The sequence below is a fragment of the Skermanella aerolata KACC 11604 genome, assembly GCF_000936425.1.
Classification (GTDB): domain Bacteria; phylum Pseudomonadota; class Alphaproteobacteria; order Azospirillales; family Azospirillaceae; genus Skermanella; species Skermanella aerolata.
Genome location: NZ_AVFK01000023.1, coordinates 52,870 through 72,748 on the forward strand (window position 1 = coordinate 52,870; position 19,879 = coordinate 72,748).

The window sequence follows — 19,879 nt, forward strand, 5'->3', positions numbered from 1 at the left end:
GGCGACTCCGTACGCCGATGGAAGTAGCTTACCGTAACGAGGCGCCGCATGGCGGCCGGGCCAGCAGGATACCGTTACCTGTTACCGTTGCGGGGTTGCGGCACAGCGCCCTCTGCTTGAGAGTCCGCTGCGGTCCGGGCGTCATTTCAAAAGCCGGAGGTCGCGCGTTGACGCTTGCGGCTACTCGACGGAGGCACTCCATGACAATGCTTGATCTTCAAGGCAAGCGCGGGCTCGTCGTTGGCATAGCCAACGAGCACAGCATCGCCTATGGCTGCGCAAAAGCGTTCAAGGAAGTGGGCGCCGATCTTGCCGTCACTTACCTCAACGAAAAGGCGGAGCCCCATGTGCGGCCGTTGGCGATCAGGCTGGGCTCGGATCTGATCATGCCCTGCGATCTCAGGAAGCCGGGTGAGCTTGAGGCTGTGTTCGACGTCATTCGCGAGCGCTGGGGCAAGCTCGATTTCCTTCTCCATTCCGTCGCGTTCGCCCCCCGCGAGGACCTTCATGCACGGGTCGTCGACTGCTCGGCCGAGGGGTTTGCCCTGGCCATGGACGTTTCCTGCCATTCGTTCATCCGCATGACGAAGCTGGCCGAGCCGCTGATGGTCGAGGGCGGCTGTCTGATGACGGTCACGTTCTTCGGCGCTGAAAAGGTGGTCGAACACTACAACATGATGGGACCGGTGAAAGCCGCCCTGGAGAGTTCCGTCCGCTACATGGCGGCCGAACTTGGCGGCAAGGGCATTCGCGTTCATGCCTTGTCACCCGGTGCCATGGCGACGCGCGCAGCGTCGGGCATCGACCGGTTCGACGAGTTGCTTGCGCGCACTGCGGAGCGGGCGCCGACCCACCACCTTGTCACCGTCGACGATATCGGCCCGTGTGCCGCATTCCTGGCGAGCGATGCCGCGAGGCAGTTGACCGGGCTCACGCTCTATATCGACGGTGGTTATCATATTGTCGGGTAGGAACGGGCCGAGTCAGCCCCTGGCTATCGCCTTGGCCATGCTTGTTCTGCTGTTTTCACCGGTGTCGCCATCCGCCTCGGCGCAGCCGGTGGAGGGCGCACCCGGCAATCAAGTCGATACCCTGCTGCGAGCATTCCCCAATGGACTGACGCCGGAGCAGGCAGATGCCGTGCTCGGCGTGATGGACGAGGCTGAACTGCGCCGCGCCTTGCGGCCGCGCCTGCTGGCCGGCCCGGAAGGGGCCAAGCCCTTCCCGCCGGAAGCAGCACCGTTAGCAGCCCCATTAGCAGCCTATGCACACCGGATCGATGCCGTGGCTGCTGCCCTCCCGCAGGTGCCTGGGGCAATAGCGGATGCCTTTGCCCGGCCGAACGGGCGGAATGCCGCAACGAGTCCTGCAAAACTCGGTCTGTCGATCCTATTCCTGTTTGCCGTCGGGACTGCGGCTTTGCTGATTACCCGGCGGCTATTGCCCGAACCCGCAGCAATGTCCGGCGGCACAGCCCTGTCCCGCTCGGCCCGCAGTCTCGGAATTCATGCGGTGCGGGCCTCTGCATTCCTGATCGGTCTGCTGCTGGGCTACGCAATCCTGCGGCCATCGCACCCCACGGCCCCGGCAATCCTGATCGCGGTGTTGCAAGGGGCGGTCACCGTATTCATCGCCGATCTGGTAAGCCGGTTCCTGTGCGCGCCGGACCACCCGGACAGGCGGCTGCTGCCGATAGGCGACGAGGGCGCCCGATCCATCCACCGGACAGCTGTTGTCACCGCCGTACTCACTGCAACGACGCTGGGTCTCGCGGATCTGCTCGGCGCGCTGGGTATGGCCTATGATCCGCTGATCGCCCTGGTTCTTCCGATCAGCACGGCGCCGTTCATCTACTTGATCTATCGGCTCTGGAGCAGCCGGTCCGCGATGGTCCAAACGCTTGGGGGCCAGCTCGGACTCGGGCCTCGGGATGTTCCGACCCTCGTCTTGGGCCTGGCCCTGGCAACTCTCTATCTTGTCGGACTGTGGCTTACCGCCGCCGCCGCTTGCCTGCGGCTGGAAACCGGGATAGGGCTGCGGTTGTTGCTGAGCCTGTTCCTGTCGGCAGCTGTCCCATTGCTGGCGTTGATGCTTCGGCCACCTGTCATCCGGTTCTACCAGTCAGTTGGCGAACAACCGGACAGCAAAACGGCCCTCCGGCTGATGCGCGCGGTATGGGCGGCCCTGATGGTTCTGGGAGTGGTGGGAACAGCCTTCATCTGGGGCTTCGACCCGAGCGACCGTGGCAGACCAGGGGCTATCGTCCTGCGCCTGCTGTTCGACATTGGAGTCATCCTGCTGCTCGGCTATGTCGGGTGGGAGGTGCTTGGCCGGTCGTTCGATCGCGTGATGACGCCCAATAGCGTGGGTGACCAGCGCACTGCCCAGCGCATGGCGACCCTGCTGCCGCTGGTCAGGAAGTTCCTCCAGGTCGTGCTGATCGCAATCGTCGTGATGATCGTCCTGTCCTCGATGGGAATCGCCATCGGCCCGTTGCTGGCGGGAGCCGGCGTGGTCGGTCTAGCGGTTGGGCTGGGCGCGCAATCGACCATCGCAGATGTGCTGTCCGGAGTGTTTTTCCTGCTGGAGGACGCATTTCACATCGGCGACTACGTGGAAGTCGGCAATCTGCACGGAACGGTCGAGGGAATCTCACTGCGCTCGCTCAAGCTGCGCCACCACCGCGGTGCGGTCCATACTCTGCCGTTCGGCCAGATCAAGGCTTTAACCAATCAGACACGCGATTGGTCGCTGATGCGGCTGGAATTCCGCGTTCCGCCGAATACCGACCTGTCCCTGGTCAAGCGCATCATCAAGCAGATCAGCAAGGAACTTCAGGCCGATCCGGAAATGGGTCCCAGCTTTATCGAACCGTTGAAGTCGCAGGGCGTGCGCCGCGTGGAGGATGACGCCGTGATCATCGGCATCAAGTACGTTACCAAGCCCGGCGAGCAGTTCGTCATCCGGCGGGAAGCCTATCAGCGCATCCTCAAGGCTTTCAAGGAGAACGGGATCGACTTGGTCGGCCGTGGCGTGGTCGTCCGGGTAGACGATTCCCATGCCGGCGAGCGTGCGGTCGGCTTCGCCGCCTCGCAGGCAATCCGTGGCGTGCTTGACGATAAGTCCAAGGCCGATTGAGGCTCGATGGCTCCGACAGGCCGTTTGACCGCGATGCGGCGTCCAGCCCATCCGAACAACACCAGGGAGGACATTGAACATGGCGAAAAACAAGAAGGATGCCAACCGGATGGAGTCCCCGCAGCCAGGCGGAAAGCTCAAGACGAAGGTCTACAACGACGAGCTCGCCCTGCTGCATGTCGAGCTGGTCAAGCTGCAGCAGTGGGTCATCCATAAAGGCTTGAAAGTCTGCATTGTTTTCGAAGGTCGCGACGGCGCTGGCAAGGGCGGGACAATCAAGGCCATCACGGAGCGTGTAAGCCCGCGCGTGTTCCGCGTCGTCGCCCTGTCGGCTCCGACCGAGCGCGAAAAATCTCAAATGTACCTGCAACGCTATATTCCACACCTCCCGGCTGCCGGAGAAGTGGTGATATTCGACCGGAGTTGGTACAACCGCAGCGGTGTCGAGAGGGTCATGGGCTTCTGTACTGAAGAACAGACAAGGAAATTCCTCACCGCTGTGCCGAGCGTCGAGAAGGCGATCGTTGAGTCGGGTGTCATTTTGCTCAAATACTGGCTTGAGGTGAGTCCCGAAGAGCAGACGAGGCGTCTGGAAGCGCGCATCAATGACGGGCGGAAGATCTGGAAGCTGTCACCGATGGACTTGAAATCCTATAGCCGCTGGTATGACTACTCCCGTGCTCGGGACGACATGTTCGTTGCGACCGACACTTCATGGGCGCCGTGGTTCGTTGCGCGATCGGACGATAAAAAACGTGCGCGTTTGAACATCATCAGTCACTTGCTTGACAATATTTCTTATGAGGAATTGCATAGAGAAAAAGTAAAGCTGCCGAAACGACAGGGGCCGGACGGCTATAAAGATTCTCACTTCCCGTTCAAGTTCATACCGGAGAAAGCGTGGCCCACTGGGTAAAGAAGATCAGCGACTTGAACGTGAATAGCTTTGTTCGCCCGTTTACTCCCAACCCCTACGCAGCTTGCATGATCGCCCTTCGCCAAAACAGCCACCGCAATCTCTGCTGGCTTTAATACCAAAGAACAGTTCCTCAGGCTAAGACCGACTTGATCCAGGATAAGATGCCTTCGAGGCTGTCTTGTTATGGAGGAAGAGCAATTATTGTATCCCTGCAGGGGTATCATTGATGATCGTGTTGCGGGATTGCTTCTTGTTCGTCGCACTGATTAGCCATATCAGCACCGGGGTGCTCGCTCAGGCCGACACTCGAACCATTACTCAGACTGACGGCAAACCCGGATGGTTTTCGGATTGGTCCAAGGAGGACAAGGCATTGGCCCTAAATCTCGGGGTCGGCGCGGCAGTGCTCGGGTGGGGCTTCGCCAACTGGGATTACGGTTCGGGCGGCCCCCGCTTTCAGGATGAAGGCTGGTTCGATCGGGAAACGAAGGAGGGTGGAGCCGACAAGCTGGGGCACCTCTACACGGCCTATCTGTTCAGCCACCTGTTCGCCGGACAGTACGAGCGATGGGACTTTGACAAGGACCAGGCAATTCGGTGGGGTGCGCTGTCCAGCCTTGGCGTCACGGGATTGATCGAGGTGGGAGACGCATTCAGCGACCGGTACGGGTTTTCCTACCAGGACATGCTCTTCAACACCTTGGGAGTGGCGGCTGGGTATCTGCTCTGGTCGGTCCCCGAGTTGTCGCGCAAGATCGACCTTCGGGTCGAATACAATCCATTTACGAGCGGTGGCTACCAGTCGGACATCACCACGGACTACGAGCGCCTTAGCTACCTGATGGCGATCAAGGCCGAAGGATTTGACTTCATTGAAAACCCGTACCTGAAGTCCCTTGAATTGCACATCGGCTTTCGAGCTCGAAACTACGACGCCTACAGCGAACGGCCTGATGTCGATATGCGGAAACAGTATCTTTATGTTGGCATCGGCTTGAACCTGTCGAAGCTGCTTCGGCCTTATGTGGATACCCCCGTTTTCAACTACTTTCAGATGCCGTACACCTACGTGCCATTTACCTATCAGATATCCGGTCCGCCTTAAGTTCCACGGCCCAGTCACTCAATGAAGAGATGCCCGGCCGCTCGATGAAGGGATGATTGATGGAACTCATTCGGGCAATGCTCGAACAACAGCCGTTGATGACGCTGTTCCTCACGATCGCGGCAGGTTATGTCGTGGGAGAACTCAGCATCAAGGGATTTTCCCTTGGCGTCGGCTCGGTTCTCTTCGTGGCGCTGGCTATGGGCTGGTTTGCACCTAAGGCGGCGCCGGCCCGGATGGTCGGAACTCTCGGGCTTTCGCTCTTCCTCTACGCCGTAGGCATTCAGTACGGCAAGCAGTTCTTCCTCGGATTGACAAGTGCTGCCGGGATCCGGGCGAACATGATGGCGATGGCCGGGGTATTGCTGTCGGGCGTCGTCAGTCTGATGTTCGTAAAACTGGCGGGACTCAACCCCGGACATGCGCTCGGGCTGTTTGCGGGATCAGGGACCAGCACGGCGGCGCTGCAGCCGGCCATCGCGAAGCTCGGCAACGATCCGGCGGTGGGCTATTCGGTCTCTTACCCGTTCGGCGTGGCCGGACCCATTCTGTTCCTGTATCTCACCCTCGTTTTCCTGAAGCCGAAGATTAAGGTGCCCTCGGAATCCGGCATGGAGTTTCTCGAGATCGTGTTGCTGAACCCTGCGTTCTTCGGCAGGAGATTGAGCGAACTGGCTGCAGCACTTCCCGCACAGGTCCGGATCGTGGCGCTGCGCCGCGAGCACCACAATCAGCCTGCGACGCCTGACACCCTCGTCGCCGAGAACGATGTTCTGCTGGCCGTCTGCCCCAACAGATCGTTGCTCGATCAGATGCGCAACGTCCTGGGCGAGGCGGCCCCAGGCCGTATCTCCGGAGATCGCCGGGATCTCGATTATCTCCGAGTGTTCGCATCCCGGCCGGCTTTGGTGGGCCGGTTGCTGGGAGATCTCGACCTGCCGGGCGAGAAGACCTCGGTCGTAGTCCATGTTCGCCGGGGCGACACCGACCTCGAGGCGCGACCCGATCTCGTACTCGAGTTCGGCGATCGCGTCGGGCTGCTCGCCAATCGCAAAGACTTCCCGACCTTGCGCAAGTTCTTCGGTGACTCGATCAAGGGCACCGCCGAATTCAGTTACATTTCCATCGGTTTGGGCATGGCGCTGGGCTTCCTGCTCGGGGCGATCGCCATACCGCTGCCGGGCATCGGCACGATCGCGCTTGGGCTGGCGGGCGTCTTGATCGTGGCGCTGATCGTGGGCAACCAGCGTCGCACCGCCGGCCTGAACTGGACCGTCCCGCTGTCCGCCAACCTGGTGCTCCGCAACCTCGGACTGACCTTGTTCCTGGCGCAGGTCGGAATGGCCTCCGGACCCACGTTCGCGGCGACCATAACGGAGACCGGGTTCCTGATGCTGGGCATGGGTGTGGTCGTGCTGGCGGCACTGGTCCTGCCGGTTCTCGTGCTGGGCCTGTTCGTCTTTCGGATGCCGTTCGACGACGTGGTGGGAATCGTCGCCGGCGCCACCGGCAACCCGGCGATCCTGGCCTACTCGAACCGGCTGGCGCCGACGGATCGGCCGGATATCGGATACGCCATGATCTTTCCGGCCATGACGATCGTGAAGGTGCTGTTCGTCAATATCGTCCTGTCACTCCTATGACATACATCCGAAAAAGCCTGGAGCCGACATGCTCCTGGTTTGCTGATCGCCTTGAGACCATGCGGAGGAGTTTGGGAGAAGATGAAACCCATCGTGACTTTGACTTTGAATCCCAGCATCGACGCTGCGTCGAACACCGAGATCGTCCGACCGACCCACAAGGTGCGTACCTTTGACGAGCGCTATGATCCGGGCGGAGGCGGCATCAACGTCGCCCGCGTGATCAACGAACTGGGGGGCCGATCATTGGCCGTCTACCTGGCGGGTGGCCTGACCGGCGGTGTCCTCGACACCATGGTGAAGAGGATCGGTGTCCGGCATTGGACGGTGCCGATCGCGGGCCTGACGCGGGTCAGTCATGTCGTCCATGAAATTTCCACGGGCAAGGAGTTCCGCTTCACCCCCGAAGGTCCGGAGATCCTGGAGGAGGAATGGCGCACCTGCCTTGAGCAGCTAACCATGCTGGACTTCGACTATCTCGTCGCAAGCGGTAGTTTGCCACGCGGCGTGCCGGAGGATTTCTATCGGGACGTCGCCAAGATCGCCGCAACGAAAGGCGCGAAGTTCGTCCTCGATACTTCCGGCCCGGCCCTGAAGTCCGCTTTCGGATTCGGCATCCATCTCGCCAAACCTAGCCGCAGCGAACTCGAAAGTTTGACTGGGAAGGATCTTAAGGATCCCGATACCCTCGTTTCGGCGGCTCGGGACCTTGTAGTGTCCGGGACCGTCGAACACTTGGTGGTGACGATGGGGCACGAAGGAGCGCTGCTTGTCTCGGGTGACAGGGTGAAGTGGCTGCGCGCGCCCGAGGTAGAGGTCAAAAGCGCGGTCGGTGCTGGCGACAGCTTTGTCGGCGCCATGACGCTGGGCTTGGCGCTCGGTCGTCCGCTCGGCGAGGCCTTCACCCTTGGAGTTGCGGCGGGGACGGCGACCGTAACGACGGTTGGCACGGAACTCTGTCGGCGGCAGGTTGTCGAAGCGCTTTATGAGACCCTGGTACAGGGATAGACGCTGAACCAGCGTGAAGAAAGGCGGACAACCATGGCGCCGCCAATGATCAGGGCATCGAGATTAAACATTAACCGGTCTGGAGCGTTAGGTGTCGGGCTGAAGAGGCCCGACCTACGTCAGCGTGCTTTTGCCCGCGCTTGTTTTTGTAGGTCGGGCCTCTTCAGCCCGACATCTTTGCCGGAACTCACCGGTCAAGCTTCAATGCCGTTGGTATTATTCGATAGCGGCGTCGCCTTCCGGCAAAATGCCGATACCTGTCGCCAGCCCGACCGCGACGGCCTCCTCGGCCATCAGTATTCGTTCGGGCTTCTTGCGGGGTAACCGCACGGTTTCCCTGACGAAGTTCGCATCGACCCCGTACTCGATGAACCGGCGCACCATCCGGGCATTGGCGCCAACCAGCAGATCGTATATCTGGGATGTTGGCACATCGTCGGAAACCATGCCGGCGTGGATCATCAGCCTGGCCGTGGGATGGACGATGCGGGTGATCGCTCCGGCCAGCATGAGCGCACAGGCGCTGTAACAGATGCTGTCGGCTGGCACGTATGCCGTTATGCCGCGGCGACGGAATTCCTGGGCGACCGCGTCACCCGCTCCCGCGAGCCCGCCTGGGCTATCGAGGATCACCAGCTTGACGCTGTCCGGCATGCTTCTGACGAGGAGCACCAGATCCGAAACGACAATCCCGTCGATGACCAGCCACCTGTCCGTCTGAGTGACCTGGGGCGGAGGAAAGTCTCTGGGGATGAACAGGGCGGAGTGGAGCAGGTCACACCCCGACAGAAACGCCAGCAGGGCAGCGGCGATACCGAAGCGGCACGGCGACAGTAACGGCATGATCGGTCCTTAGCTCGACTTTGCCTGTTCTCGATAAAGTATCGATGCCCCCCGACGGCTGGCCTGCCGGCCATAACCCCCAACTTCTATCCAACTCCCAGCGACATCACCGCCTCCTTCAAGATACCGGCACTGAGGGCCAGAGCCGCAGTCTCCTGCTCATCCATGTGCGGATGAATGGTGCCGATCACACCGTCCACACCGACGATCCTGGGCAGCGACAGCGCGATATTCTCTACGCCCGCCACTTCCGGGTTGACGATCGAGCAGGTCATCACCGCCCGCTCGTCGTCGGAAATCGCCTGGACGATCCGCGCCAGCGCGCCGCCGATGCCGTACCACGTGGCGCCCTTGCCCTTGATGATCTTGCCGGCGGCCCCGCGCACGCCTTGGTCGATCTCCGCCCGGACGGCTTCGGTCAGCGGGCGGCGGATCTCGTCGGCGAAGGCGGAAACCGGCATCGCTCCAGCATCGGCGCCCGACCAGTGCAGCACTTCGCTGTCGCCATGCTCGCCCAGCACATGGGCGTGGACCGATTTGGGCGAGATGCCGAGATGCTTGGCCAGCAACGCCCGGAACCGGGCGGTGTCCAGGACGGTCCCCGACCCGATTACGCGACCAGCCGGGAAATCCGGGGTGATCCTGCGCGCGATCCCCAGCGAGACCTGGGTCATGACGTCGACCGGGTTGGTCGCCACCAGCAGGATAGCCTGCGGCGCCGCTTCCAGCACATGAGGGATGATGTCGCCGAACACGGCGGCGTTGCGCTCCAGAAGTTCCAGCCGCGTTTCGCCCGGCTTCTGGTTGGCTCCCGCCGCCAGCACGACGACGCCGGAGTTGGCCAGCGCGTCGTAACCGCCCGCGTTGACGGGCATGGGATAGGCGAAGGGGGTCGCGTGATGGATATCTTCGGCCTGGGCCACCGCGAGGTCGTCGTTGCGGTCCACCAGCACGATTTCCGTACCTACGCCACGCATCACCATGGCATATGCCGCAGCGCTGCCGACGAAGCCGGCTCCGACGATTCCGATCTTCATGGCGTGATCCTCCTGTTGGCCTCAGGGTCAAGGTTTCTGAGCTGGTGCCGTTTGGCTTACCGGCGGGAGTGTAACGGTTGGGGATCGACGTGCAGTTCGCCCGATCCTTCGAACAGGACGACGACGGAGCGTGCCGCCGCATGATAGGTGAGACCGGACAGCGGGACCGCCGACTCCCATGGGTTGATCTCCTGTGGCGGTTCAAGCGAGGTGTCGATCCATCGACGCCAGCATCCGGTGCCGCATACCGGCGGCAATTCGAATTCCAGCGCCTCCCAGTACGCGTTCAGGATCAGGTAAATGCTGGGTCCGGCCTGGTAAAGCCGTGCCTCGAAAGCAAAGGCATGGGAATGCTCCCCCCAATCCGGCTGCCCGATGTTTACGCCGTGCCAGGTCTTGCTCGCGTGGCGGATCAGTTCGTTCAAGCTCCAGCGCCGGCGCTCGTGCGTCATGTCGCGCAGGCGCCGCCATGCATTGAGCAGGGTTACGAACCGATGCAGATCGGCATGCTTCTCGACCAGGTTCCAATCGAACCAACTGACCTCGTTGTCCTGGCAATAGGCGTTGTTGTTGCCGTACTGGGTGCGCAGCACCTCGTCACCCATCAGGATCATGGGCATGCCGAGCGAGAGCAACGTAACGGTCAGGAAGTTCCTCACCTGCCGGTTCCGCAGCCTCTCGATGCTCCGGTCTTCGGACGGCCCCTCGACGCCGCAGTTCCAACTGCGGTTGTCGTCAGCACCGTCGCGGTTGCCCTCCCCATTGGCCTCATTGTGCTTCGCATTGTAGGACACGAGGTCGTTGAGGGTGAAGCCGTCGTGACAGGTGACGAAATTGACGCTCTGCTCCGCCTCGCGTTCCTCGTGCCCGTAGATGTTGGGACTACCGACCAACCGGTCGGCGGCCCGCGCCGCCGATCCAGGCTCGCCGCGAAAGAAGGCCCTGATGTCATCGCGGAACCTGCCGTTCCACTCCTTCCAACTGTCTCCGATGAAGCTGCCGACCTGGTAGAGGCCCGCCGCGTCCCAGGCCTCCGCGAAGAGCTTGGTGCCCGCGAGCGCCGGGTCCGTGTCGATGTCCCACAGAACCGGCGGGTTCGGGATCGGCTGTCCCGACGGGTCCCGCGCCAGGATCGACGCGAGATCGAACCGGAATCCGTCCACATGCATTTCCTTCACCCAGTACCGGAGACTGTCCACGATCATCCGGCGGACGACGGGGTGGTTGGCATTCAAGGTATTGCCGGTGCCGGTGTAGTTGGCGTAGCGTTCGCGGTCCTCTTCAAGAATGTAATAGGCGGCATTGTCCAACCCGCGAAAACACAGCGTCGGTCCGTCGTGGCCACCTTCCGCGGTGTGGTTGAACACGACGTCGAGGATCACTTCGATGCCCGCCCGGTGCAGCGCCTTGACCATGTCGCGGAACTCGTTCACGGGACCGAGCGGGTCCCGGCGCGAGCTGTAGGCCTGATGCGGGGCGAAGAACGACACCGGCGCATAGCCCCAGTAGTTGACCTTCCCCGGTGGGCAATCCTGCGCGTCGAACTGGAAAACGGGCAGCAGTTCTACCGCGGTGATCCCCAACTGCCGGAGATAAGGGATCTTTTCGATCAGGCCTGCATAGGTGCCACGGGTCTTTTCGCCGAGACCGGAGCTGGGATGGCGGGTGAACCCCTTGACATGCATTTCGTAGATGATGGTTTGCGCCGATGACCGCCTCAGCGGCTCGTCGCCTTCCCAGTCGTAGTCGCTCGGGTCGACCATGACGCTCTTCATCGCGGTTGCGATATTGGCGCCGGCTCCCTTGGCTGCATCGCGGCTGTATCGATCCGGAACGATCACGCCTCGTCCATACGGATCTAGAAGGAGCTTGGTGGGATCGAAGCGCATGCCTTTCGCCAGGTCCCGAGGTCCATCGGCGCGATAGCCGTAGATCTGGCCTGCCTTGATGCCAGGGACGAACACGTGCCAGTAGTGTCCGGTACGGCCGGATGCGGGATCGATGCGGATCACATGCTTGGGGCATGCGTCATCGACATCGTCGAAAAGCAGCAGCTCGATCGCAGAGGCATGCTTGGAGAACACGCTGAAGTTCACCCCATCGCGGCACGGCGAAGCTCCCAGCGGGGAGCTGGTTCCTTGCAGCGGACCGTCTGCCAAGTCCGGGCGCGCGACCCTTGAGTCGATTTCGAGCATTGTCCTCACCGAGTGGTCGGTAAAGCGAGCGTTCTCCAGGATTGCGTCCCAGGATTACCTCAGGGCACTGGGCATGGTTTCGCATCCCAGATCTCGGCCGCGTATTCCGCGATCGTACGGTCGCTGGAGAACTTTCCGGAGCTGGCGACGTTCACGATGACCTTGCGAGCCCACTCATCCGGATCGCGATACAGCTCAAGCAGCCGATTGTCCGCCTCGAGGTAGGCCTTGAGGTCCGCCAAGTGCATGTAGTGGTCGCCGCCGGTCAGCAGGGTCTGGCGCAGCGGCTCGAAGATGCCCGGTTCGAAGCGGCTGAAGTGGTCGGAAAAGATCAGGTCGAGTGCCGCGCGGGTTTCCGGTTCGTTGTCATAATGCCAGTGCGGGCTGTACCAGCTTCGGCTGCCGGCCACCTGCTCCGCCGTCAGGCCGAACATGAAGAAGTTGTCTTCGCCGGCGGCTTCGGCCATCTCGATCGTGGCGCCGTCCCGCGTTCCGATGGTCAAGGCCCCGTTCATCATGAACTTCATGTTGCTCGTACCGCTCGCCTCATATCCCGCCGTCGAGATCTGGTTGGATACGTCGCTGGCCGGAATCAGCCGCTCCGCCAGGGACACGGAGTACTCGGGCAGGAACACGACCTTGAGGCGTCCGCGCACCGCCGGATCGCCATCGATGGCGCCGGCCAGATTGTTCAGGAACTTGATGATGATCTTGGCCAGGTGATAGGCGGGTGCTGCCTTGCCCGCGAAAAAGAACGTGCGCGGCGCCATCTCAAGATCCGGGTTCTCGCGCAGGCGGTTGTAGAGCACCACCACCCGCAAAGCATTCAGCAATTGCCGCTTGTACTCATGGATGCGCTTGATCTGACAGTCGAAGATCGTATCCGGGTCCACGGTTACGCCGGACGTGGATTGGAGCCAATCGGCGAACCGCGACTTGGCTTCGCGCTTCGCGGTACGGACGGCATCGCGAAATCCCTTGTCTTCGGCGAGCGGCTTGAGCCTTTCCAGTTCGCCAAGGTCGGTGACCCAGCCGTCGCCGATGGCGTTGGTGATGCTGCGGGCCAGATGCGGGTTGGCCAGCAGAAGCCAGCGCCGGGGCGTCACGCCGTTGGTCTTGTTGCTGAAGCTCTCGGGGAACATCTCGGCCAGATCCTTGACCGTGACCGTTCGCAGCAGGTCGGAATGGATGGCGGCGACGCCGTTGGTGCTGTGCGAGCCGACGATGGCGAGGTTGGCCATCCGGATCTTGCGCTCGGCGCCTTCCTCGATCAGGCTCACGCGCTCGACACGGCCGTCATCGCCCGGAAAGCGGGCCTGCACCTCCTCCGTGAGGCGACGGTCGATTTCCAGGATGATCTCCAGATGACGCGGCAGCAGCAGTGCGAACCAGGGCAGCGGCCACTTCTCCAGGGCTTCGGGAAGGAGTGTGTGGTTCGTGTAGGCCAGCGTCTGACGGGTAAGGTTCCACGCCTCGTCCCATCCAAGCCGCGCCTCGTCGAGCAAGAGCCGCATCAGCTCGGGCACGGCCAAGCTCGGGTGCGTGTCGTTGAGCTGGATGGCGGCCTTGGCCGGCAGCTTGCTCCAGTTCGGAATCCCCTGGTCGGAATTGTGCAGGCGGAAGCGCCGCACGAGGTCCGCCAGCGAGCAGGCGACGAGGAAATACTCCTGCACGAAACGCAGTCCCTGGCCCATGCTCGTGGAATCGTCGGGATAGAGCACCCGTGTCAGGGACTCCGCCGTCAGCCGCTCGGCCAGCGCGCCCACGAAGTCGCCGGCGCTGAAGGCCTGGAAGTCGAAGGTGTCGGGTGCCGCGGCGGCCCAGAGCCGGAGCGTGTTGACGGTCTTTCCGCCATAGCCCACGACCGGGCGGTCGTAAGGGATGCCGAGCAGGCTCGAGGGCCTGCCGACGATCACCCCCAGGGTCCCGCCGCGCACCTCGAACGAGCAGCCGAGCTTGACCTCCACCTTCTCCTCGGGCCGGACGACTTCCCACGGGTCGGGACGCCGCAACCAGTTGTCCGGCTGCTCGACCTGCCAGCCGTCCCGGATCGTCTGCTTGAAGATGCCGTACTCGTACCGCAGCCCGTAGCCCATTGCCGGAAGCTGCATCGTGGCCATGGAGTCGATGAAACATGCGGCGAGGCGGCCAAGCCCGCCGTTGCCCAAGCCGGCATCGGGCTCCTGCTCCAGCACCGCGATCCAGTCGAGGCCCTTGTCGGCGGTGGCCCGCTTTACGACAGGATCCAAAAGGAGATTCAGAAGGTTGTTGGTCAGGGAGCGCCCGACCAGGAACTCCATGGACAGATAGTAGACGCGCTTGGGGTTTTGTCGCGCGTATGTCTGCTCCGTGAGCACCCATCGTTGCGAGAGGACATCCCGGACGGAGCGGGCGACGGCCTCGAAGCGCTCCCGCGGCCCCAGTGTCGACAGATCGGCAACGTTGTCGAACATGAGGTGCCGCTCGTAAAGCGCATCGCTCGTCCCGGTGAACCGGATCGGCCCGCACCCGTACTGCTGGAGAAGCTTGCTCATGTCCGGAGTGTCGACTGCTATCCCGTCGCTGCCCATAGCGTGTCCTCCCTGTGCCGCGTCCATGTCGGCTGCCGCTTCGCTCCAGCCGACCTGCGATTGACGAGCCCGCGTCATTCCCCGGCCGCCCCGGCATGCAAGGGTCCCGTGGTATCTTCCGTCGCTTTCTCCCGGCCGGGTTCCTTGATGCGGAACCAGGTGACGTAGAGGGCGGGCAGGAACAGCAGGGTCAGCACCGTGGCCACGATCAGGCCGCCGATGATCGCGTAGGCCATGGGTCCCCAGAAGACTTCAGGTGCTATCGGGATCATGCCGAGGCTGGCAGCGGCCGCCGTCAGCATGATCGGCCGCACGCGATGCATCGTGGCATTGATCACGGCATCCCAGGGATGCTCCCCCGCCTCCAGATGTTCGTCGATCTGTGCGATCATGATGACCGAGTTGCGGACGATCATCCCGATCAGTGCCACCACGCCGAGGATGGCGACGAAGCCCAGCGGCGTGCCGGTCGGCACGAGCGCCGCGACCACGCCGATCAGGCCAAGAGGGGCGACGCTGATAACCAGAAACAGCTTCTGGAAACTCTGGAGCTGGATCATCAGGATGGTCAGCATCACGAAGATCATGATCGGGAATACCGCCGTGATCGACGTCATGCCCTTGGCGCTGTTCTCGACCGTGCCGCCGACCTCGATGGAGTATCCCGGAGGCAGGCTTTGCCGCAGCTGGTCCACCGCTGGTGCGAGCTGATTTACGATCGTCGGCGCCTGGAGTGGTGGAACCAGGTCGGCCTGGACGGTGATCGTAGGCAGGCGCTCGCGCCGCCAGATCAGCGGCTGCTCAAGGTCGTAGCGCAGCGTTGCAACCTCTCTCAGCGGCACGGTGCGGCCGTCCGGAAGGGCGACCTGGAGGTTGCGCAGGGTTTCGATCGAACTGCGCTCCGCATTGCTGGCCTGGGCCACCACGTCGATCAGGTAGATGCCGTCACGCACCTGGGTGAAGATCGCGCCCGATACCGTGGCGTTCAGCGCCTCGCTCAGGGACTTGGAGCTGATCCCCAACTGGCGCGCCTTATCCTGATCGACATCGACCCGCACCACCTTCGACGGTTCGTTCCAGTCGTAATTGATCAGCAGCGTATACGGGTTCGTGCCGATCGTATCGGCCAGCCGGTAGGCGGCTTCCCGCACCTGCCCGACATCGGGTCCGGAAACCCGGTACTGGATCGGCCAGCCGACCGGCGGTCCCATCTCCAGCGGGCTGACACGGGTACTCAGGTCCGAGAAATCCTCGTTCAGCACCTTTTCCAGCCGCGCCCGGACACCGTCGCGGAGATCGTATCCCTTGGTCACCACCACCGCCTGAGCGAAGTAGTCGTTGGCGAGCTGGACGTCCAAGGGCAGATAGAACCGGATGGCACCCTGGCCTATGTAGAAGCTCCAGCTGGCAATTTCCGGATCGGCGGCCAGCACCTTCTCGAATCGGTCCACCACTTCCTGCGTCGCCTTGATCGAGGAGGTCTGGGGCAGCGTCAGGTTGACCAGCAGCTCCGACCGATCGGATGCCGGAAAGAACTGCTGCTGAACGAAGCGCAGGCCGAACACGGAAAGGCCGAACAGCGCCACCGTGACAATGATCACGACATATCTTGCCCGCATGGCGAGACGCAGGCTCCACCGGAACGCGCGCATCAGGCGGCCCGGCTCCCCATGCCCGGCATGCTGCTTTTTCGGATCGGGCGGCCGCAGCACCTTGACCCCGATCAGCGGGGCGAACATGACGGCCACGATCCAGGAAAACAGCAGCGCCATCGCCACCACGGCGAACAGCGAGAAGCAGTATTCCGCCGCACCGCCTTGCGCAAATCCGATCGGAATGAAGCCCGCCACAGTGATCAGCGTGCCGGTGAGCATCGGAAAGGCCGTCGAGGTGTAGGCGAAGGTCGCCGCCTTATCCAGGCTGAGCCCTTCCTCCAGCTTGGTGATCATCATCTCGACGGTGATCATGGCATCGTCCACCAGCAGGCCCAATGCGATGATCAAGGCTCCGAGCGAGATCCGCTGGAGTGCGATGCCGAAGTATTCCATGCCGATGAAGGTCATCGCCAGCACCAGCGGGATCGAGCAGGCCACCACGATCCCGGCGCGCAGTCCCAAGCTGACGAAGCTGACCGCCAGGACGATGATGACCGCTTCCTTCAGCGCCTTGGTGAAGCCGGCGACCGACTCCTCGACGACGACGGACTGATTGGCGACCAGATGAGTGTTGATGCCGATCGGCAGGTTCGCTTCGACCTGACGCATCCGCTCGTGGATGCCCTCGCCGAAATCCAGGACGTTGCCGCCAGCGGCCATCGAGATGATCATGCCGATGGCGGGTTCACCGTTGTAGCGGAAGATCGGCGCCGGCGGATCGGCATAGCCGCGCCGGACCTCCGCAAGATCGGCAAGCCGGTAGAACTTGCCGTCGGCTCGCAGGTTGATGCTTCGAAGACTCTCCTCTGAGGCGAGTTCGCCGCTGACCCGGACCGTGACCTTCTCATCGCCGGCCTGGACGACACCGGCTGGAGCCACCGCGTTCTGCGCCTGAAGTTCGGCGACGATCTGATTGCGGTCGATCCCCAGCGCCGCAAGCTGCCGGGTCGAGAAGTCCAGGTAGATCTTTTCGTTCTGGATGCCGACGAACTGGATCTTGCCGACATCCGGCACGCGCATCAGTTCGGCCCGCGCCGTTTCGGCAAAGTCCTTCAGTTCACGGTAGCTGAAACCATCGGCCGTGAAGGCGTAGACCGTACCGAAGGTATCGCCGAACTCGTCGTTGAAGACCGGTCCCTGAATACCCTGCGGCAGGGAGCCCCTCATGTCGGCGATCTTCTTGCGCACCTGATACCACAGGTCCGGGATTTCCTCGGCGGGCGTATAGTCCTTCAAGTTGACATAGACGACCGAAAATCCTGGCCGGGTGTAGCTCTTGACGTAGTCGAGATAGGGCACCTCCTCGAGCTTCTTCTCGATCGGGTCGGTCACCAGATTGATCATGTCGTCGATGGTGGCGCCGGGCCATGCGGTCTGGACCACCATGGTCTTGATGGCGAAGGCCGGGTCTTCCTCCCGGCCGAGCCGTGTGTAGGCGATGCCGCCGGCCAGCGTCAGGGCAAGGATCAGGTACCAGGTGAAGGAGCGGTGCCGAAGCGCCCACTCGGAGAGATTAAAGCCGGTCATGGTGCCGCCGCCGTTTCGATTTGCTTTCCAAGCCGGACCCGCTGGCCTTCCGCAAGGCTGTGCGCGCCGGCGGTGACGACGATGTCTCCCTGGGCTAGGCCGTCGGTGACGACGACCGGCCCGCCGGCTTGTCCGGGCCGGGTCGAGACCGTACGGCGCTTGACCGTCTGCTGCTTCGGATCGACGACCCAGACGAAGGTCTGTTCCGCCTCATGGACCACCGCCGGGGCCGGCAGCTCGACCACGGGAGCCGGCGGCTGCTTGAGCCTTCCGGTCACGGTGGCTCCGAGGCGCAGCGCGTCGGGCGGGCTCTCGAGCGCTATCCGGACGGTATGGGTCCGGGTGACGGGATCCGCCTGGGGCGAGACTTCCCGAACGTGGCCCACCGATGTTATGTCCGGCGCGCCGGCCAGGGCCACTTCGATCACCGGCTCCTTCGGCGCCGATCGGACACCGGCCTCGGCGACATTGAACACGGCTTCCCGCTCCTCCGGCTGGGCGATCCGCGCGACCATTTCGCCGACCTCGACGACCTGACCCGCATCGGGACCGACGCCGGTCACGACCCCGTCCCGATCCGCCACCAGTTCGGTGTAGCCGACCCGGTCCCTGGACGTCTGCCGGGCGGCTTGGGCGGCCACCACCTTGGCATCCGCCGTGCGCTTGGACAGCAATGCCGCATCGTAGAGCACCTGGGTAGTATTGCCGTTCTTGAGAAGCTCGCGCTTGCGCGCTTCCTCGTTGTTGGCCTGCACCTGTTCCGCCTGGGCGATGGCGAGATCGGCCTCGGCTGTGCGCAAGGCGTTTCGCTGGTCCTGATCGTCCAGCCGGGCGAGCAGGTCGCCTGCCCGGACACGATCGCCGACATCGACCTTCCGCTCGATCAGCTTGCCGGCGATGCGGAAACCCAGGTCCGCTTCGGCCCGCGCCTCGATCGTCCCGGTCACGGAGCCGGACATGCTGAAGGTCACGGGTTGGACCGTAAGGGTCTGGACCGGACGGATCACGGGAGCCGCGTCGGCTTGATGCGCGTTCCGCTCTTCGCAGCCTGTGAGCGTCATGGCTCCCGTCGCGGCCATAATGAGAAATGCGGCCGGCAGCAGCCGTGTGCCCGAAGTCGGAACTCGCCTGTTCATCATGCCCCGCTCCCCTGCCTGATCGTGACCTTCTGTCCCGGCCTGAGCTTCTGGCTGCCGCCGATCACGACCGTTTCGCCGGTATCGAGCCCGCTTGTTACGGTAACCGTTCCCGTATCGTACTGAAGGACGGACACCGGCCGCAGGCTGACCGTATCCTGCGGCTGATCGACGACCCAGACCGCCGGCTCGCCCGCCGCCGTCTGGAACAGGGCGGAGGACGGGAGATTGATGACCGACTGCGTCGGCAGTTTGGCCCGCCCGACGACCGACGATCCCAGCAGGAAAGCCGGAGGCGGATCGGTCAGTGCGACCTTGACCGTGTAGGTCCTGGTAACCGGATCGACCCCTGGCGAAACCTCGCGAATGGTACCGTCGGCGATAAGGTTCTGGTCGCTGACAAGGCGGACTTCCACTTGCGGCAGGTCCGCCTGTCTCCCGTCGATCCGGAGACCGGCTCCCGGAACCTGGAACACGGCTTCCCGCTCGTTCGGGTCGGCCAGCCGCACCACCATCTGGCCGGACGCCACCACTTGCCCCGGCTCCGCCGCCTTGGCCGTGATGACCCCGGCGCGGTCGGCACGCAGCTCGGTGTAGGACAACGTGTCCTGGGCCGAATTCAGCTTTGCCTCGGCTCCGGCCAGTTCGGCCTGTGCCTGGGCATAGCGCCGCTGGGCATTGTCGTACTGGATCCTTGTCGTATAGCCATCGGCGAGAAGTTTGCGCTGGCGCTCCGCCTGCGTCCGGCTCTGCTCGATCGATGCTTGTGCCGCCGCAAGATCGGACTGGGCGGCTTGCAGGGCATTCAGCTGGTCCTGGTTGTCCAGCCGGGCGAGCAGATCGCCCTCGGCAACCTTATCTCCAACGTCCACGGGGCGTTCGGTGACCTTGCCTCCCACGCGGAATCCCAGATTGCTTTCACGGCGCGCCCGGATTTCGCCCGTTAGGGCAGTCGTCCGGTCGAACTGCGTCATCTGCACCGCCAAGGCACGGACGAGCGTCGACTCGGCGGGCGGAGGTGCCGGTTGCTCGCAACCCAGAAGCACCAAGGTGCCCATGATCGCTGTTCTCTTCGTCCATGACATCTGTCGGAGTCCTTCTTG

13 protein-coding genes are annotated in these 19,879 nt (G+C 62.9%); 6 read left to right on the forward strand and 7 right to left on the reverse strand.

The window, feature by feature from the left end; translation table 11 throughout:
* Nucleotides 1-200: 200 nt before the first annotated feature.
* The 6 genes from fabI to N826_RS24000 all read left to right on the forward strand — a co-directional run bounded on the left by fabI (nucleotide 201) and on the right by N826_RS24000 (nucleotide 7,813).
* Nucleotides 201-971 carry an enoyl-ACP reductase FabI gene (gene fabI / locus N826_RS23975; protein WP_044432927.1) on the forward strand — a complete coding sequence of 257 codons (771 nt, stop codon included), beginning with the start codon at nucleotides 201-203 and terminating at the stop codon, nucleotides 969-971.
* 37 nt (nucleotides 972-1,008) lie between these two features.
* Nucleotides 1,009-3,138, forward strand: coding sequence for a mechanosensitive ion channel family protein (locus N826_RS40450; RefSeq protein WP_052831921.1), 2,130 nt, complete (start codon nucleotides 1,009-1,011; stop codon nucleotides 3,136-3,138).
* Between the two features lie 79 nt (nucleotides 3,139-3,217).
* The gene (gene ppk2 / locus N826_RS23985) at nucleotides 3,218-4,054 is read left to right on the forward strand and encodes a polyphosphate kinase 2 (RefSeq protein ID WP_044432929.1); all 837 of its coding nucleotides are present in this window, start codon (nucleotides 3,218-3,220) and stop codon (nucleotides 4,052-4,054) included.
* Nucleotides 4,055-4,307: 253 nt separating this feature from the next.
* Nucleotides 4,308-5,162 (forward strand): DUF2279 domain-containing protein, encoded by an 855-nt coding sequence (locus N826_RS23990; RefSeq protein ID WP_169789411.1) that lies wholly within the window; start codon nucleotides 4,308-4,310, stop codon nucleotides 5,160-5,162.
* Nucleotides 5,163-5,221: 59 nt separating this feature from the next.
* Complete coding sequence (locus N826_RS23995) at nucleotides 5,222-6,805, forward strand: aspartate:alanine exchanger family transporter (protein ID WP_044432930.1); 1,584 nt, start codon at nucleotides 5,222-5,224, stop codon at nucleotides 6,803-6,805.
* Between the two features lie 93 nt (nucleotides 6,806-6,898).
* Complete coding sequence (locus N826_RS24000) at nucleotides 6,899-7,813, forward strand: 1-phosphofructokinase family hexose kinase (protein ID WP_211099364.1); 915 nt, start codon at nucleotides 6,899-6,901, stop codon at nucleotides 7,811-7,813.
* A gap of 216 nt (nucleotides 7,814-8,029) precedes the next feature.
* Here N826_RS24000 and N826_RS24005 read toward each other — a convergent pair whose 3' ends face one another.
* The 7 genes from N826_RS24005 to N826_RS24035 form a co-directional block, all read right to left on the reverse strand.
* On the reverse strand, nucleotides 8,030-8,656 hold the full coding sequence (locus N826_RS24005) for an ATP-dependent Clp protease proteolytic subunit (protein WP_044432933.1): 627 nt from the start codon (nucleotides 8,654-8,656) through the stop codon (nucleotides 8,030-8,032).
* An 86-nt stretch (nucleotides 8,657-8,742) separates the two neighbouring features.
* Nucleotides 8,743-9,693 carry an L-lactate dehydrogenase gene (locus N826_RS24010; RefSeq protein ID WP_044432935.1) on the reverse strand — a complete coding sequence of 317 codons (951 nt, stop codon included), beginning with the start codon at nucleotides 9,691-9,693 and terminating at the stop codon, nucleotides 8,743-8,745.
* A 56-nt stretch (nucleotides 9,694-9,749) separates the two neighbouring features.
* Nucleotides 9,750-11,888, reverse strand: coding sequence for a glycogen debranching protein GlgX (gene glgX, locus N826_RS24015; protein ID WP_044432937.1), 2,139 nt, complete (start codon nucleotides 11,886-11,888; stop codon nucleotides 9,750-9,752).
* A 59-nt stretch (nucleotides 11,889-11,947) separates the two neighbouring features.
* Nucleotides 11,948-14,536, reverse strand: a complete 2,589-nt coding sequence (locus tag N826_RS24020; protein ID WP_244619594.1) for a glycogen/starch/alpha-glucan phosphorylase — start codon at nucleotides 14,534-14,536, stop codon at nucleotides 11,948-11,950.
* The gene (locus tag N826_RS24025; protein WP_044432941.1) at nucleotides 14,533-17,640 is read right to left on the reverse strand and encodes an efflux RND transporter permease subunit; all 3,108 of its coding nucleotides are present in this window, start codon (nucleotides 17,638-17,640) and stop codon (nucleotides 14,533-14,535) included. The genes N826_RS24020 and N826_RS24025 overlap by 4 nt, the downstream gene beginning before the upstream one ends.
* Nucleotides 17,637-18,779, reverse strand: coding sequence for an efflux RND transporter periplasmic adaptor subunit (locus tag N826_RS24030; RefSeq protein WP_044432943.1), 1,143 nt, complete (start codon nucleotides 18,777-18,779; stop codon nucleotides 17,637-17,639). Before N826_RS24030 ends, N826_RS24025 begins: the two co-directional genes overlap by 4 nt.
* Nucleotides 18,776-19,861 carry an efflux RND transporter periplasmic adaptor subunit gene (locus N826_RS24035; protein ID WP_044432945.1) on the reverse strand — a complete coding sequence of 362 codons (1,086 nt, stop codon included), beginning with the start codon at nucleotides 19,859-19,861 and terminating at the stop codon, nucleotides 18,776-18,778. The genes N826_RS24030 and N826_RS24035 overlap by 4 nt, the downstream gene beginning before the upstream one ends.
* Between the last annotated feature and the right edge of the window lie 18 nt (nucleotides 19,862-19,879).

Coding starts and splice junctions, on each gene's coding strand:
- fabI (WP_044432927.1), top strand. CDS start 201: ATGACAATGCTTGATCTTCAAGGCAAGCGCGGGCTCGTCGTTGGCATA.
- N826_RS40450 (WP_052831921.1), top strand. CDS start 1,009: ATGCTTGTTCTGCTGTTTTCACCGGTGTCGCCATCCGCCTCGGCGCAG.
- ppk2 (WP_044432929.1), top strand. CDS start 3,218: ATGGCGAAAAACAAGAAGGATGCCAACCGGATGGAGTCCCCGCAGCCA.
- N826_RS23995 (WP_044432930.1), top strand. CDS start 5,222: ATGGAACTCATTCGGGCAATGCTCGAACAACAGCCGTTGATGACGCTG.
- N826_RS24005 (WP_044432933.1), bottom strand. CDS start 8,656: ATGCCGTTACTGTCGCCGTGCCGCTTCGGTATCGCCGCTGCCCTGCTG.
- N826_RS24010 (WP_044432935.1), bottom strand. CDS start 9,693: ATGAAGATCGGAATCGTCGGAGCCGGCTTCGTCGGCAGCGCTGCGGCA.
- glgX (WP_044432937.1), bottom strand. CDS start 11,888: ATGCTCGAAATCGACTCAAGGGTCGCGCGCCCGGACTTGGCAGACGGT.
- N826_RS24020 (WP_244619594.1), bottom strand. CDS start 14,536: ATGACGCGGGCTCGTCAATCGCAGGTCGGCTGGAGCGAAGCGGCAGCC.
- N826_RS24025 (WP_044432941.1), bottom strand. CDS start 17,640: ATGACCGGCTTTAATCTCTCCGAGTGGGCGCTTCGGCACCGCTCCTTC.
- N826_RS24030 (WP_044432943.1), bottom strand. CDS start 18,779: ATGATGAACAGGCGAGTTCCGACTTCGGGCACACGGCTGCTGCCGGCC.
- N826_RS24035 (WP_044432945.1), bottom strand. CDS start 19,861: ATGTCATGGACGAAGAGAACAGCGATCATGGGCACCTTGGTGCTTCTG.